The organism is Chryseobacterium metallicongregator (assembly GCF_031324065.1).
Lineage (GTDB): Bacteria > Bacteroidota > Bacteroidia > Flavobacteriales > Weeksellaceae > Chryseobacterium > Chryseobacterium metallicongregator.
The window spans coordinates 1-16,059 of record NZ_JAVIXS010000003.1; the positions used below are offsets into that span (position 1 = coordinate 1).

A 16,059-nucleotide genomic window follows, 5' to 3' on the forward strand; every position below is an offset into this window, starting at 1 on the left:
GGTAACCGTGCGTAGAGTGTAATGGCATAAGGGTGCTTGACTGTGAGACCTACAAGTCGATCAGGTGCGAAAGCAGGACATAGTGATCCGGTGGTTCCGTATGGAAGGGCCATCGCTCATAGGATAAAAGGTACTCCGGGGATAACAGGCTAGTCTCCCCCAAGAGCTCACATCGACGGGGAGGTTCGGCACCTCGATGTCGGCTCGTCACATCCTGGGGCTGGAGAAGGTCCCAAGGGTTGGGCTGTTCGCCCATTAAAGTGGCACGCGAGCTGGGTTCAGAACGTCGTGAGACAGTTCGGTCTCTATCTATTGCGGGCGTTAGATGTTTGAGAGGGCTTGATTCTAGTACGAGAGGACCGAATTGAACAAACCTCTGGTGTATCAGTTGTACCGCCAGGTGCACCGCTGAGTAGCTACGTTTGGAAGAGATAAGCACTGAAAGCATATAAGTGCGAAACTCGCCTCAAGATGAGACATCTTTTAAGGGTCGTTGTAGATGACGACGTTGATAGGCTATAGGTGTAAAGACAGTAATGTCATAGCCAAGTAGTACTAATTACCCGTAGATTTATAGTCTATGGTTACTAATAAACCAAGTGCTTTATGCGCAGTGAAGGTTTTGTCTTTGTGAAAGTTTTTATCGCTTAAAAACGCAATAAGCTTCAGGCTTCAGTCCTAATGCTTAAAGCTATATACAACCTTTAGGGTGGTTTTAGCGGTGGGGCTCACCTGTTCCCATTCCGAACACAGAAGTTAAGCCCACCAGCGCCGATGGTACTGCTAACGCGGGAGAGTAGGCCGCCGCCAGTTTTTATTTTATTTTTAAAAAACCTTTATCTTTACGATAAAGGTTTTTTTTGTTGTATACCTACATCAACAGACACATAAGTAATCAGCAATGAGCAATGAGTAATGAGTAATAGATAATAAGTCACTATGACTAATCTCCGTTGTCTTTATGCCTCCAGCTTCCTGCTTCCTGCTTCCAGCCCTCTTTTTTCTATTCTTTAACTAACAATTGGTCTTTACCTTCAATACTATTCTTTATTCCAGCCAAATCCTGTCACTCCGTAGGAGTCTAAACAAAGTTCTTCGGTAGAATTAAAATAACAGAAATATAATTTTTTCTTAATTAAGATGCTTCGACTCAGCTCTGCATGACACTGCTAATACTAACTCCTGAAAAAACTTACACATTATCCTGTCATCTTACTTCCTTTAAACCTCTCATACATCAACCTTGATTCTTAGGGAATGACAAAATTGGAATAAAGGTGTATTCTCACATTTGCAACTCTGACGTCTAATCTCTGTAACTCGAACCCCGTACCCCGGAAATTAATCCCTCTATCATTTTAAGCTCATAAATCGCTTATTGTATTTGAATGTTAATTCAGGTATATAAAGGAGATTTAATCCCTCAAAATTCACCTTATTTTAAGTCAAAAGAAATAAAAAACCGCTTCTATAAAGAAACGGTTCTTATATTGATAACATCGCAAGTTTTCTTAATTAAATGTTTAGTTTGCTCCTATGGTAAAAACGACTTGTGTACTATAAGCTGCAGCAGGAATTGTCACAGAAACTCCACCTATTTCCAATTGTACACTAATAGCAGAGTAATTTACACTGTTGCTAACCCCTAAAACACCACTAAAGGTAATTGTTGAAAGTGTTACTGCCGAGGCTTGTGGTATTTCAATATAACTAAGGCCTCCGTTAATAGTTGCTGTACACAGTACACAAAGACCATTGATTGTTGCTGTTCCTCCACTCCTTTTTGCATAAAGTTTCAGAGAACTGTTCCAGGAAGTTGGAACATGTTGCATACTGATTTTTGCTCCGGAGCTGCCTAGTAAATTTAGAAAAGACCCTGGTAAAAAACCTGATAATGTTAACAGGCTGGGATTGTCATAAGTTCCGGTATAGTTATTTCCAGCTTCTGTAATAGTAGGTACGCTGGCTGTCCAGCTGGTTCCGGCAATATTTATGGTTTGCCCTTCAAGAAAACTTCCCATTATTAAAGCAATAATGTATAGATATCTTTTTAAGAACTGTTCTTTGAGAAAAGGACTTCTGACTTTCATTTTCTAATTTTATTCTGTGATGGTATAAGTGATGACAATTGCTGTATTGGCCTGTGCCTGTAAATTGGCATACGTATTTGTAGCCAATGAAATGGTAAGGGCGTGGCCGTTATTAGCTCCATTTCCGGTATATGCTCCTCCGATACCACTTATAATAGTTGTGGGAGTTGTGGTGAGAATAACCTGCCCTGAAGATGTTCCCCGTGTTCCGCCTCCAGCTCCGGAAGCTGCTGCTGCCTGAATTCTTATATTGACGCCTGCGATAAGTTTATTTACTGAGGCCGTAATTCTTCTGGTAAGACCTCCGGAAGTAATGGCGGAAGTATAATTGACCCATTTTGATGTATTGGGAGTGGGAGCTCCCAGGGCATTTCCAGCTTCAGTAGGAGGTGTAAAATTTAACGTAATACTTCCTGTTGGTTCAATATCCATTAACGTTACCACAGGCAATGTTAAGCTGACAGTAGTACTCGCCGAGGTTTGGGAATAGATTGAACCGGATATCATAACCGATGCTATTAATACTATGGAACGGATCAGAATCATCTCTTCTTTTTTATTTCATTATATCCTACTTTCAAGGATTCCTGTTGGTATTTGATCTCTATCTGCTGCTTGACAACATTGATGCTTAATTTCTTTGTTTCTAAAGGTTTTAAAGTAAAAAGAAATTTATCTGTCGAAATTTTATAGCGCTTATCCAATCCGTTACGGTACACTTTAACGGTCCAGTCTCCCGGGCGGAGATAAGTGAAATCAAAATCTTCTCCGATATAACATATCTTCCGAAAAGTCTTATCATTATTGGTGGCTTCCACAATAATGCTTTCTCTTTTCTTCTTTCCTTTTAGCGTTTGTATTTGTCCTAAATCTATCTGATCTTTCTCTCCCGTATCCAGAAACTGAATATGTCCCTGAACATTGGCAGCTGTGGTTAATCCAAAATTGAACGTATTATCCTTATTCATCAGAGAAAGGGCTGCAGGAAAAGTTTGGGTTGGAATATCATTAATTTCCGTAGTTGAACGGTCTATTTCAAGGAAGTAATTCCCCGGAATAACATTTTTAAATATATAATTCCCCTCTTTATCTGTAATGGACAGATAACTTCCCAGCATTAATCTAATGCCTTCTGTTTTTTTGATCCCTAAATTGCTGATATTTCCTGACAGCGAAATATATTCCGCAGTTTTTTGTACCGGAATATGGGGACGCCATGTATAACGCATGGAGAAAATGAAATCTTTATTCCCAATTTCTCCTCTTTGCAATGAATATCTTCCCGAAAGGTCAAGTTCATTTCCGGGAAATAACTGCTGATGAAAAAGAAGTTCAAACAGATTTCTGTCTTTAAAATATTCTTCAGGCATATAATTGTTCTGATAAAAGATGCTTAAGCTGGTCTTATCAGAAAACTGGCTGAAGATTCTTGCTCCGTAATAAAGATTTTTCTGATTTTGAAGCTGATACCTTGAGCTTATGGCATAACTTCCGAAGATGTTAAAGGTTGTTCTGAATTTTTGAAATGAAAGATTTGCAGAATAAAAACTTGAATTACCGTTAAATCCTGTCAGATAATTATCTGTTTTACCGAATTGCCCATCCAGATTTACCTGAAACATTCCTACCTGCTGATTAACACTCACCTTGAAGTAACGTTCATAATAATCAAACTGTTTAGGTTCTAAACGATCTTTATAGGTTTGATACCCATTCGTAAGCATGACGAAACCGGTAGACAGATATTTGTACTGTACTCCATATTGCAAATATTTTCTGTAAGGTGCTGCCAGTAAAAGGGTATCTCTTTGGAAATTTTTGGCATCCTGCATATAATTGGCAAATACACTGATCTTTTTGGTGACATTATAGTAAATATTACCATTGATGGTATTTGTATTGGTAAAATATCCGGCAAAATCAGGACTGGCTCTCATGTACATTAAGCTGGCGTTCAAATTTTTAAAAACAGCATCTGTCTGTAATAAATAAGCTGTTCCATCTGTTTTTTGTGTAGTGCTGTAGGCCAGTTCTCCGGAAATGTTTATATTTTTTGAAACCTTAAATTTTCCTTTAGCATAAGGAAGATGAGCATCAGAGTCTAGCCTGACATCTGTATAACGGATTTCTCCCTCCCGCGGAGTTTTGTAAAGATATCCCACAGTAATTTCAGACTCTTTTCTGATTTTAAAGGCGGAATAGAAATTAAATTCATCTTTGATATCTCTGAAAAACCTTGGATGATTATAGAAACCCCCAAAGCTTACTTTATTAAAATCATAACGGATCTCCGCTCCGCGACCATACCTTGCAAACTCCGTAAGATAAGATGAAGAATACGATTTATCACCAAGATGAATATACAATTGATCCCGTTTATAGTTCACAAAATATTCTTCATATTGGGTGAATGTGCTGAGCTCTACAGGATTGTGAGTGACAGCTCTGAACTCAATCTGGTTTTTGTTGTCTTTATCAAGTGTTCCTTTACCGTAGATTTCCCCCTGAAAGCCATCGTTATACACTCCCATATTCTGCATTCCGATGAAAGATAATGAGAGCGCAACAGGAAGTCTGTGATAAATATCTTTTTCAGAGGGGTTTGCTGATATCACCTGAGTACTTACATAGACATCCTGATTTTCTTTAGGGTTACCCTTCGAATGTACGAAAAGGTTTAGGTTCTGAAATTCATTTTGAGCGAGTTCAGGACTTGTTACTTTATGAATAGTGACAATCTTTGATTCATTGGGGGCCAACACTATTGATGACTCATGATCAACGATTGCATTTTTGCTTTCCAATACAATGTTTTCGGTTACATTCCCATTATTTTTGATAAGGAAAGAAGCCCGGATGGTTTCCCCGGCTCTTATGAATTCAGGAGTATTCAATGGGGTAACCAAAAGATTTCTGTTTCCGGAAACGATGATTTTTGAGTTTTTCGTAAAAGAGATTCCATTATTACGATCGGTAATATTCAAGATGACAGAATAAGTACCCTGTCCGGTTTCTGTTCCCACCCGTAAGGGAACCAGGTATACCGAGGTCTCATGAGGAGGAATCTGAAATTCTCCTTTTACTAAAATAGGATTGATAGACGGACTTGATGTGGTAACTGAAATGTCATATGTTTTGGTTTCAGCTGAATTATTTTCTAAAGTGAAGGGAATAGAAGTAGACATTCCCGGCATTAAACTATCTTTTTTACTGATCAATCGGTTGGATTGCTCTTGAGAAAAAATAAATACCGGGAATAATGTTATGATAATAAATAAAGTCCAAGTTCTAATCATTTTTTACTTCTAATTCCACATTGAGTGCAAAAGCATTCTCCTCTTCATCGGTCGCTATGATCGCTGCTTTGTATTGAGCAGGGGGTAATTTGCTGATATCAATGTAAAATGTTTTGGAGGTGCCTGGGAGCAGTCCCATTGTTAAACTTGAATAAGTACCCACCTTTTCACCTGTTTTGCGGTTATAAACTTCAATGGAGGCTGTGGGCTTACAGTAAAGATTACCGGTATTGGCTATTGCTACCTTTGCGGTTTTTTTTCCCTCCATTTTTTCCACCTTTACACTTTCAAACTTAAGGTCCGGTTTGGCCTTTTCTGTTTCAAAATCTGTAATAACCTGAATGGCATATCGTATAACAGAAGTGATATTCACTCCTGGTTTGTTGTCGCTGGGTTTTATCTCTTCTACCGGTTCTACAATAATCACACTCCAATAGCTTCCGGGATCCATGGCCTGATTGGGGACTGTTATTTCATAGAATATTTCAGTCTTTTCTTTACCTTTAAGCGTAACAAGGTTGGTATTGAGCTTTAGCCACTCGCCGTTACTGCGTGTATTGGTACGTAATGCTGTATAATTGATCGTTCCGTCCGCATGGTAGGTATAATCCTGTAAAAATAATTTTACACTTTGAGGAGTACTGCTGGTATTTTCAATTGCAACTTTTCCTTTATAAACCTTTCCGTTTTCTATTTTATAAGAATGCGTAAGCCCGTTGAGAATCACAATACCGGCATGTAAAAAGCTGAACTGCAAAATCAGGGTGATCAGAAGAAGGATACGCTTTATCATGATATAAAGTTTGGAGTTAAATCATTAATAATACAAAGCCAGGAAGAAACTGAATAACAGCTTCTTCTTGTTTTTGACAGGTAGAAAAGAATTTTGGTTAAATTCTAATTATCTGATATTGTATAAGTAACGGTAGCTGTAACAGTGGCTGTTGCCTGTAAATCTGCGTACGCTGCTACACCTCCAGGACCACTTCCTGCAGCAAGTGCATAGGTAAGATTGTGGCCGTTATTGGCTCCGTTCCCGGTATAAGCACTTCCGATATCTAAAACAATATTCTGGTCAGTAGAAGTTAATGTTAACAGACCTGCAGATGTTCCCAGTGTTCCCGCTCCGGATCCTGTAGGAGCAGCAGCAGTTACGTGAAGATCAACTCCAGGAATAACGGCATTCATTTTTACACTTACGTTACGTGTAGGGTCTGCAACAGATTTAATAGAAGAATAATTAAGCCATAAAGTAGTGTTGGCTGCAGATGGAAGAATAGGATTTCCTGCTTCCGTAGGTGCTGTAAACCCAAGGGTAATGTTCTTGGTTGCTGCTGGTTCAATATCTACCAAGGCAACTTCGGGAATAGAAATGGTAACCGTATGGTTGTCTGTAGCGAGGTCTTGCGCGCTCAGATTCCCGGATAGAGCCAATGCAAATAAAGACGCTGCAATAGTCAAATTTAGTTTTTTCATGATGCTGATAATTAGTAGAGTGAATATAATAAAATTCGGAATAGTTTGATAAAAATATATTATAATTTTTATATTAATAATTATTTACTGTATGTAATGCATTATACTTAAAGGATGCTTTAACAGAATAAGTCAAAAAAAGCCTGTACAAATTTGTACAGGCTTTTATCCCTATTTATCAATATTTTTTATGCCCAATGCGGATCAGAAACAGACACTTTTCCAGTCTCTATACGTCCGGCAAAGTGCCACAGATGCTCAGTTGACGTTATTTTCAAATCATACCACCCTTTAAATTTATTAAGATCAATAGTTATCTTTTCTTCTGATTTATGTACAGAAATTGTGTTTTTATTTTTGGTGTACAAATCTTCCAGATTGATGGAGAAATTTTTCTTTTTGTTGCTTCTTATAGTCAGCTCAACTTGATTTTTAGCTGTTATATTCTCTAAAATTACCTCTATTTCCGGTGAATTACTTCCCTGGAATTTCCTGAAAAAGCCATTGGGACCGAAAATTTCATAATCATAGATTCCGGAATGTACAGCATGGGATAAATTTTGCATGGAATATAGGGCATATGAAAAGTGATAATTATTGCTGTTAAATTGAGTCCTGTCATAAACAAGCAAAGGAACTCCATTTTCTTTCAGGTTAGTCATTTTTATATGATCTCCTTCTAAATTGACATGAAAGTGATAAGGCAGCGGATTGGAGGGTTTCAGACCTCTTTCCTGAATGTCAAGCAAATTGTCTTTAAGTTCATTTTCGGAATACCATTTCAGATGAGGAACAGGTTTATTTTTAGCGGCATTAATGGTTTTAGCATAATCCTTTTGATTCAGATAATCCATTTTCGGAACTTTCACGCTGGAAGAGTTGAAGGCAGAGGTAAGATCTCCGCATATGGCTCTTCTCCAGTCACTGATATTGTCAACATGCACATCCTTTTTGAATTTTTTCATGATAAACTTCTCCAGAAACTGCAGTACAGAAGTGTGATCCGATACTTCGGAATTTACAAATCCTCCTTTGGTCCATGGCGATGCGATGATCATAGGCACTCTGTAGCCTAATCCAACGGTTCCTTCTACTTTTTCATAGCTTTTCAAAGAAGGATTGCTCATATATTCCTGAGTTTTATCTACATATTCCACCCCTTCTTTTCCGTTCATATCTACGGGCTGGCTTGGATTCACTGGCGGAGCGAAAGGCAGTACGTGGTCAAAATACCCGTCATTCTCATCATAATTGATGATAAAGATGGTTTTTTTCCAGGTTTCAGGATCTTGGGTCAGAATATTCAGAACTTCAGAAATATACCATGCTCCATACCATGGTGATCCCGGATGGTCTGAGAAATGTTCTGGCGCTACCAGCCAGGAAACTAACGGAAGTTTTTTCTCTTCCACATCCTTGCGGAACTGGAATAATACATCACCTTGCGGAACAACCAGTCTTTCTCCGTTTTCATCCTTTCCAATTTCCAGTTTCCAGTAATCAGGATCGTTGGAATTGGTTGTAAACGCTTTCTCATGAAGATTTTTTTCTTCTTTTGAAAGTTTGGAATAATTATCAGGATGGTATTTCACCTGATCTTCCTGTACTTCCGCCAACATGGCTTCAAGTCTTTCTTTCTGATTAGGATTTTTTTCAATCTCCTTCTTCAGATAGGCAATGATATTGGGAATATTCTGATAATATCCTTTTGAAAACTTAACGTTGAATTTTGAAAACCACTCAATCGGGTTATCTGTAAAATTACTTAACCAGGCTTCCTGCTCTCCGGACATTCCCTTTGGAAGACTGATTTCATTCTGATAAATTCTCCAGGAAACGTTTTGTTGTTCTAATATTTCCGGGAAACTTTTCCATTTTGCCTGTCTTGCTTTGTCATAATCAATATTTTCATTGACAACATTGGCCTTTACTTTTCCGTTTTGCTCCTCTCTCAATGTTCCGGACCAAAGAAACAATCTGTTGGGAGTAGTTCCGGTAAGCGATGAGCAGAAATACTGATCGAATATAGTGAAGGCATCTGCCAGCTGATAATAAAACGGAAGGTCTTCACGGTTGTAATATCCTAAGGTAAGCGGAATGTTTTTATACTCTTTATTACCTGAAGCTTTTGCCTGAAGCCATTGGTCAAATTTCCCTTTGTTCAAAGCTTTTTGTTGATCTGCCCATGAATGTGGCAGTGAGCTCATCCAGGTAGATTTTGTATTTCTTAAATCCAGACGGGAGGGAGATGCATATTTTCCTTCATCATTTTTTTGAAAGAAAACAGAATGCCCATCCTGTTTTATAAAAGCTCTTTTATCCAAAAAGCCCCTTACTCCTTTGAGAGCACCAAAAGCATGATCAAATGAACGGTTCTCCTGCATCAGGATGACCACATGCTCTGCATCATAAAATGTAGACTGGGCAGCCGGATCAATGGCCAAAGCTTTTAAAATAGAAGGATGTAGAACCCCTGAAGTTCCTAATCCCGCTAATAGAATACTTGATTTCTCTAAAAATTCTCTTCTGTTCATGTTCAATCGTAATAAGAAAGAAACCGCAAGTTAATAGGATTTTCCTGCGGTTTCTTTGTTTTATATAAAATTAATCAGTTTTTTATTGTAACCACCAAGGTTTGGAATTGATATTATCATTACCTCCATACTGAGCCGTTAAAGCAGCTTTTAAATTATTGCTGTTGTAATTATACTCAGACTGCGGATATCTGAACCTGAAAGGAGCAGCAACTCCTGCTTTTAAAGGATAATTTGGAAAGCCTGTTCTTAAATAATCAAAGTAAGAAGTCCACTGTGCCTGATGGAACATTGTCATGTATTTTTGAGCCATAATCTTTTCCAGTTGTGTTTGTAATGGATCAGCATTATTATAAACAACTAAAGGAGTTGTCAGATATTGATTTACATCAAAGCCTGAGAAATATTGTCCCGGATTTTTAACATACGTTTGATAAAAATTGAAACTTGCTTTGATGGCATTGTCATAATGTATTTTTGCAGATCCGGAAATCCAGCCTCTTGCCGTAGCTTCAGCCAGAATAAACTCAAGTTCTGAATAACTTAATACAGACGCAGGTTCATTGGTAGGGTCTTTATAAAAACGATCGTTTACTTTAGAAATATTTTTTGCAGTGATCAGTGCTGCATTATCAGAGTATGGGGAAGTAGGATTTCCACCATTATATCCTGTATAATCTGTGATTGCTTTTCCTGCTTCTTTCGCTCCGGTAGTCTGTGCTGCAAACGTGAACAAACGTGGATCATGCCTGTCTTTGAACATATTAATAAAATAATCTGCCATGTACAAACTCGAACCATATCCACTATTATTAAACATCGTGTATCTGCTGTCAGCAGCATCAGCAAACTTAAGTTCACCGTTATCCGCAATGGAGGTCATGAGAGATTGGCTTCCTGCAATTGAAGCAAATTCTGTAGCGATATTATAATTTCCTACTGTGTTTTTTTTAGATAAAGTGATCAGAATTTTCAGACGGAATGAATTGATTAGTTTTTTCCACTTTAAAGCATCTCCGTTGTATACAATGTCACCTTCAATTTTTTCGTTGGTATTAATAAGATCATTGGCTTCTTTTAATTCTGATAAAATTCCGGACATGATAGCTTCCTGTGTATCATATTTAGGCTGGGTAATTCCAGATTCACCCTTTGCTGCCTCAGAATAAGGAGCGCTTCCTACTTTTAAGCTGATATTGAAGAAATGATAGGCTCTCAAAAACTTTCCGATAGCCAGATAATTTTTATTTCCCCTTTTTTCAGCTTCCTGCATCATTTTTCCGGTGTTCAGAAGTCCTTTTGTATAAACTTCAAAAGAAGTATCATTCCATTTCATATACTGATAAGAATTCTCGCCATCAGTACCAATCATCATTCTGGAGGCATACATATTATCTCCATTTACCTGAAAAGTGTATTTTTCAACATAAGTCAAAAGATATTTAGGATCTATACTGGCCTGGTCATTAGGGTTTTCATTGATGGTATCAAGGTTGGATTCACATGAAGCCAATGTCAGAAGCCCGGCTGCAAATAGAGATTTCATCAGCCATTTTGCCGTTTTACCATTTTGCCCTTTCACTTTGTTTATATTATTTTTCATTGTCTTGACGTACTTTTTAGTTAAAACTTAAGATTAAAACCAATTCCAAACCATCTGCTGGATGGGTCCTGAATATCATTTTCCGTTTTTGTCTGGAAATCAGGATCAGAATAAAGGTTCTTTGATTTTTTCCACATTGCCAGGTTGTAGGCAGAAATATTGGCCGTGAAACCTTTTACCATTCCTTTTGGGTTGAGTAATGAAGAGAAGTCATATTCTAATACTACAGATCTCAGCTTAATGAAAGTTCTGTCGAAAACGTTAGCAAACTCTTCACTTTCATCCTGTGTTACTCTCGCACGGTATGGATAATTCTGTGCCCAGTCCTGATAACTGATTGCTTTTGTATGTGGTGTATAAAGCCCGGTTGCCGGATTATAGTTAACTCCATCCGGTACAAAATAATACGTTCCCGGATTTGCATACTCAAGATCTCTGTACGCTACAGAATTAGGATGTTTTCCTCCCCACCACATTTTTTCCACTACCTGCGATCTCATCACACCTCCGATGCTTCCGTCAATTCCAATGTTTAAAGTGAATTTTTTATATTTGAATGTGTTGTTGAAACCGAAAGTCCAGTCCGGATTAAAATGTCCTAAGTTACTGGGCGCATTGGCTCTTGTCGGCATTCCTGTATTAGCATCAAGAATTACTTTTCCATCCGGAGACTTTTGCCATGTATAGTCATAATAGCTATCCATTCTTTCGCCTAACTTAATATTTTTGTAGTTCGGCATATTATCGTAGATGGAAGTTAGCTTTTGTTCATAAGTACTCCAGTTAATTAATGTTTTCCAGCTAAAATCAGCTGTTTTTACCGGAACTAAACCAAGGGAAACTTCAAATCCTTTTGTGGTATACTCATTTCCGTTTACATATTGTGAAGTGAAACCGGATGATTCAGCAGCAGGGAACTGAAGAATATTATTATAATCCAATGTTCTGAAATAAGTAGCATCGAAAGTAATTCTGTTATTCAGAAAACCTGCGCTTAAACCTAATTCATAAGATTTTGTCTGTTCCGGCTTCAAAGAGTTTTCTACGTTCAAAGTCATTGGATAATAATAAGTAGGATTTCCATTGAATGTGATTCCTTCATTGTTCAGATAATAATTTCTGATGGAATAAGGCTGGAAGTCATACGCTACTTTTGCCCATGAAGCAGAAAGTTTCAACATATTAATAGATTCCGGCATTTTTACCAGGTTGGAAATAACAGCACTGATGGAAGCAGAAGGGTAGAAATACGATCTGTTGGCTTTTGGTAGTGTGGAAGACCAGTCGTTACGTCCAGAAACATTGATGAAAAAAGCATTATACAATCCGATATCAATTGTTGAATAAGCACTGTAAATTAACTTTTCCTTCAAATAGGTATAATTTTTAAGCGCTCCGATAGAGTTTTCGAATGTGTACACTTCAGGAATTTTTAATCCATCCGTAGACCTTTCATTATTGTTATTTTTATAATAGAAAGCAGAACCTCCTGCATTGATTGTAAAATCAAAGTTTTCAGATATTTTTTTCTTATAAGTCGCCAGAACATCGTAGTTGAGATTCCATGTTTTATTATCTTTTAAAATATAGCCGCCACTTCTTGGAGCATCATAATTGAAATAGGAATAAGGACTCAGAATTTCCGTTTTGCTATGGTTTTCTACAAGGGATATTTTCCCTTTTACCGATAGATCCTGTGTAGCTTTATATTCTAAGCCTGTCTGGGCATTGATAATATTGGTTCTGTTCTGATTCTTGTAATATTCTGCTCCAAACCATGGATTGTTGTACCACGCATAGTTCCAGTTGGCTTGTGCTCTTCCTTCTTTTCCAGGAATCCACATGTGATTTTTCAATGCTTTTCCATCTACATCACCTCCCATCCAGATCAGGATGGTGTACATGTGTCCGCTTGGGTTATAATCGTAGTTGGGAATATTAGGAGTAAAAGCCTGGTTGAAGTTGAATTTTGTATCGAAGGTTAATTTATCTCCTAAATGGTTTTCAGAAGAGAAGTTGATCCCGTATTTCTGAAGATAAGAATTGGGAACCCTGTCATCATAATTCATGAAATTTCCGGAGAATCTGTATACATCTTTGTTATTTCTATAGCTGATCGCGAAGTTATTATTGTTGATCACTGCAGGTTTTAAGAAAGTACTTAAGTTATCGTGGTATTTCCAGTCAATAGGAACTCTTTCATACCTTGATTTATCATCATACTGAGTTCCTGTTACTGCTCCATACCACGGAACGACTTGTCCTGTTACTTTATCTCTGATCGGGCTATTCCATTGGGCAATTTGTAAACCGGGAACAAATTTTGGTCCCCAGATCATATCTCCGTCATTCACTCCGCCATCAGCTCCATCCCAGAATTCGTATTTTCCATGTGACCCGTTTCCATATTCAGTCTGGGTTTTTGGAAGGTTGGTAAACCCTGCTGTAATCATGGTATTCTGAGAAAATTCTACTGAGAATCCTTTCTTCTTAGCATTTTTTGTTGTGATTAAAACAGCTCCGTAACGACCTCTTGAACCATATAGAGCAGAAGCGGTAGCTCCTTTCAGTACGTTAATATTTTCAATATTGTTAGGATCTAAATTCTGGAAAACCTCTTTTTCTACAATCACACCATCAATGACGAAAACCAGATTAGAGTTTCCTCTCAGCGTAAACTGCGGAGCCTGTTGCATCCCTGTCGGATTGGAAACATTCAACCCGGCTACCTGTCCGGAGAATAAATTTCCAATACTTGGAGTAGTAATGGTTTCAAATTGTTTTGTTCCCACTTCCTGAGTAGAATAACCAATCTTTTCTTTTTTCTTGGCAATACCTAAAGCGGTAATCACAACGCCTTCAATCTGCTTTTCGTTTGGCTTTTTTAAAACAACAGAATATTGTTTTTTGGAAGAAACCTCAACGGTATAAACAGAAAAATCAGGAGCAAAAAATTCAAGAATATCTTTGGGATTTGCAGAAATAGTGAAATTACCATTTTCATCTGTAGTAGCAGTCTTTCCTGTGTTTTTGTCGGTGATGTTCACACCGGAAACACTAGAACCGTTTTCTGATTTTACATTTCCTGAAACATTGATTTCCTGAGCAGAAAAATAAAGAGGAAGTAAAAAAACGGCAAAAGTGGCTAGAGTTTTCTTCATTTTTTTGAAGGCAAATTTAGCAGTGTACTGTTACCTGTACTTTAATGATGTATTAAAATAAAAATACGATTTAATATTTTTTAACAATAAGAATTAATAAATAAGTAAAATGAAAAATGTCCTTTGTATAGGGACTTTTGCTTTATTATATTAGTATAAGAAGGAGGCTGGGAGAGGGAATTTTGGAGGTTGCTGTTGCGCTACAAGTTCCTGAAGTTCAACATAAAACAGGATGGTGAAACTGTGGTCTCAATATCTTCAAGATTCCAGCTTCTTTCCTTCCTTCTTTTTAAAACCTACTCAGAATTCCCCAGTGAATTTTGATATCGTTAAATTTAAAAGGATTTCCAAACTCATTACCATTAGACAGCTGGAAACTCATCAGACCAATAGGAATAAAGAAATTGAAACCGAGTCCGACACTATAAAGTTTAGGTTTTACATTTAAAGATTTATTATTGAGCTGACCATATTGTCCAAAGACGTCAAAGAAAGCCTGATTGCCAATCAGGTATCGGTATTCCAGACTTCCATAATAATAAAAGTCGGCGGCAAGAGAGTTTTCATTGAATCCCCGCATGGAATTCCAGCCCCCGAAACGGTATAATTCATTGGCAGAAAACTCTATTTTAGAATCCATCATCGCACCTTCCGCTTTGATATTCAGAAAGTGATTCCCTGAAATGTGGTAATTGTGTTCTCCAAAGAAATAAAACTGGTTTTGATTGGCTTTAATATTATCTTTAGAATAGGTAGTTGTTAAGAAATCATATCCGGCATTGATCCTTGTTTTATAAAGGAAAAGGTCAATATCAGTAGGCTCGGTCATTTCATACCATATCCCGATCCCTTTTTTGTTGTAGTCTTTTCCCTGAACGTATAAGGTGTCAATAATAGTAGAAGTTTCCAGAGTCGCTCTCAAACCGATTTTATTCCTGTTATTGATATGGTAATAGAAAGCAGGAAGGAATTTTACGTTGGCAAATGTTGAGTCCTGTCTGTAGATATTTACTTTTGTATCCATCCCGACATTCGATTTGAACAGGTACGGAATGTCCACCCGAAGATCGAAATTCTGTCCCTTATCCGGGTTTCTCTGCCAGTATAAATTGACCGTTTCAAAACCATTGAACATATTCCTGAAATTGACATTCATTGTTCCGTTTAACGTAAACTTTGAGCTTTTGTCATTTCCAAAACCAATTACCCCATCGAAGGTATTCGTCTTTTTCTTTTCCAGAAACAGATAAATGCTGGTGGAATCTTTTGTGAATAAAGTTTGTGGCTGCCGTTCGAGGGTCAGAAAAGGATGGCTCTGGAAGGTTTTGTTGATGGCTAAAAGATTTTTGTCATCATAATTTTTGCCTTTAAACTCCTTTTCCAGGTTTTTGATAAATCTTTTGGGAACTTTTTCGTATCCTTTTACCACAAACCCGTTGATCGTTCTTTTATCATTCTTGTTGATATCAAGCTCTACAATCGGGTAGCCGTTTTTCTGTCCTTTGTATTTAGATTTGATTCTGCTGAAAGAATACCCTTCATCAATATAAGTTTTGTTGATACTTTTCTTGGTGGAGTCTAAATTTTTAGTGAAAAAATCTTTCTGAATTTTTAATTTTTGAACCAAAGAATCCGTAAGGTTTACATAAGTTTCATTGAAATTTTTCCCTTTATCGTAGAAAATTTCCGTGCTGTCCCCTTTTACTTTTACGTCTTTCAGTTTCGTGAAGAAATAATTACTCTGGGCTAAGGAATCCAGAAACTTTACTGCGGAAGTAGAATCTTTTACTTTTTTCCTGACTTTAGTTTCCGTATCAATCAGCCAATACTGCTTCTTCTGCGCTTGTGTGAAAACGCAGAACAGTACAAAAAATATTTTTAAAAGTAATTTCAATTTAT

General features: G+C 37.4%; 9 protein-coding genes and 2 rRNA genes. 2 read left to right on the forward strand and 9 right to left on the reverse strand.

Going from position 1 to position 16,059, the window contains the following annotated elements:
- Both REB14_RS04235 and rrf read left to right on the forward strand, forming a co-directional pair.
- Positions 1-579: ribosomal RNA gene (locus REB14_RS04235) — 23S ribosomal RNA — on the forward strand; the annotation flags it as partial.
- Between the two features lie 126 nt (positions 580-705).
- Positions 706-813, forward strand: a 5S ribosomal RNA gene (rrf, locus tag REB14_RS04240).
- Between the two features lie 710 nt (positions 814-1,523).
- Here rrf and REB14_RS04245 read toward each other — a convergent pair.
- The 9 genes from REB14_RS04245 to REB14_RS04285 form a co-directional block, all read right to left on the reverse strand.
- Entirely contained in the window at positions 1,524-2,090 is a 567-nt protein-coding gene (locus REB14_RS04245) for a hypothetical protein (RefSeq protein WP_079243407.1), read from the reverse strand.
- 9 nt (positions 2,091-2,099) lie between these two features.
- Positions 2,100-2,597, reverse strand: a complete 498-nt coding sequence (locus REB14_RS04250) for a hypothetical protein (RefSeq protein ID WP_238594305.1) — start codon at positions 2,595-2,597, stop codon at positions 2,100-2,102.
- Positions 2,598-2,632: 35 nt separating this feature from the next.
- Positions 2,633-5,386, reverse strand: coding sequence for a COG1470 family protein (locus tag REB14_RS04255; RefSeq protein WP_309521591.1), 2,754 nt, complete (start codon positions 5,384-5,386; stop codon positions 2,633-2,635).
- Positions 5,379-6,179, reverse strand: coding sequence for a WxL protein host-binding domain-containing protein (locus tag REB14_RS04260; RefSeq protein WP_309521592.1), 801 nt, complete (start codon positions 6,177-6,179; stop codon positions 5,379-5,381). Before REB14_RS04260 ends, REB14_RS04255 begins: the two co-directional genes overlap by 8 nt.
- Positions 6,180-6,283: 104 nt before the next feature.
- Positions 6,284-6,862 (reverse strand): hypothetical protein, encoded by a 579-nt coding sequence (locus REB14_RS04265; RefSeq protein WP_309521593.1) that lies wholly within the window; start codon positions 6,860-6,862, stop codon positions 6,284-6,286.
- Between the two features lie 188 nt (positions 6,863-7,050).
- On the reverse strand, positions 7,051-9,396 hold the full coding sequence (locus tag REB14_RS04270; protein WP_309521594.1) for a phosphocholine-specific phospholipase C: 2,346 nt from the start codon (positions 9,394-9,396) through the stop codon (positions 7,051-7,053).
- An 82-nt stretch (positions 9,397-9,478) separates the two neighbouring features.
- The gene (locus tag REB14_RS04275) at positions 9,479-10,999 is read right to left on the reverse strand and encodes a SusD/RagB family nutrient-binding outer membrane lipoprotein (protein WP_309521595.1); all 1,521 of its coding nucleotides are present in this window, start codon (positions 10,997-10,999) and stop codon (positions 9,479-9,481) included.
- 20 nt (positions 11,000-11,019) lie between these two features.
- Positions 11,020-14,160, reverse strand: a complete 3,141-nt coding sequence (locus tag REB14_RS04280; RefSeq protein WP_079243400.1) for a SusC/RagA family TonB-linked outer membrane protein — start codon at positions 14,158-14,160, stop codon at positions 11,020-11,022.
- A 289-nt stretch (positions 14,161-14,449) separates the two neighbouring features.
- On the reverse strand, positions 14,450-16,054 hold the full coding sequence (locus REB14_RS04285; protein WP_309521596.1) for an autotransporter assembly complex protein TamA: 1,605 nt from the start codon (positions 16,052-16,054) through the stop codon (positions 14,450-14,452).
- Positions 16,055-16,059 lie beyond the last annotated feature (5 nt).

What these genes read in the sequence shown, in the direction of transcription:
- REB14_RS04245 (WP_079243407.1), bottom strand. Translation starts at nt 2,090, where the DNA reads ATGAAAGTCAGAAGTCCTTTTCTCAAAGAACAGTTCTTAAAAAGATAT.
- REB14_RS04250 (WP_238594305.1), bottom strand. Translation starts at nt 2,597, where the DNA reads ATGATATCCGGTTCAATCTATTCCCAAACCTCGGCGAGTACTACTGTC.
- REB14_RS04255 (WP_309521591.1), bottom strand. Translation starts at nt 5,386, where the DNA reads ATGATTAGAACTTGGACTTTATTTATTATCATAACATTATTCCCGGTA.
- REB14_RS04260 (WP_309521592.1), bottom strand. Translation starts at nt 6,179, where the DNA reads ATGATAAAGCGTATCCTTCTTCTGATCACCCTGATTTTGCAGTTCAGC.
- REB14_RS04265 (WP_309521593.1), bottom strand. Translation starts at nt 6,862, where the DNA reads ATGAAAAAACTAAATTTGACTATTGCAGCGTCTTTATTTGCATTGGCT.
- REB14_RS04270 (WP_309521594.1), bottom strand. Translation starts at nt 9,396, where the DNA reads ATGAACAGAAGAGAATTTTTAGAGAAATCAAGTATTCTATTAGCGGGA.
- REB14_RS04275 (WP_309521595.1), bottom strand. Translation starts at nt 10,999, where the DNA reads ATGAAAAATAATATAAACAAAGTGAAAGGGCAAAATGGTAAAACGGCA.
- REB14_RS04280 (WP_079243400.1), bottom strand. Translation starts at nt 14,160, where the DNA reads ATGAAGAAAACTCTAGCCACTTTTGCCGTTTTTTTACTTCCTCTTTAT.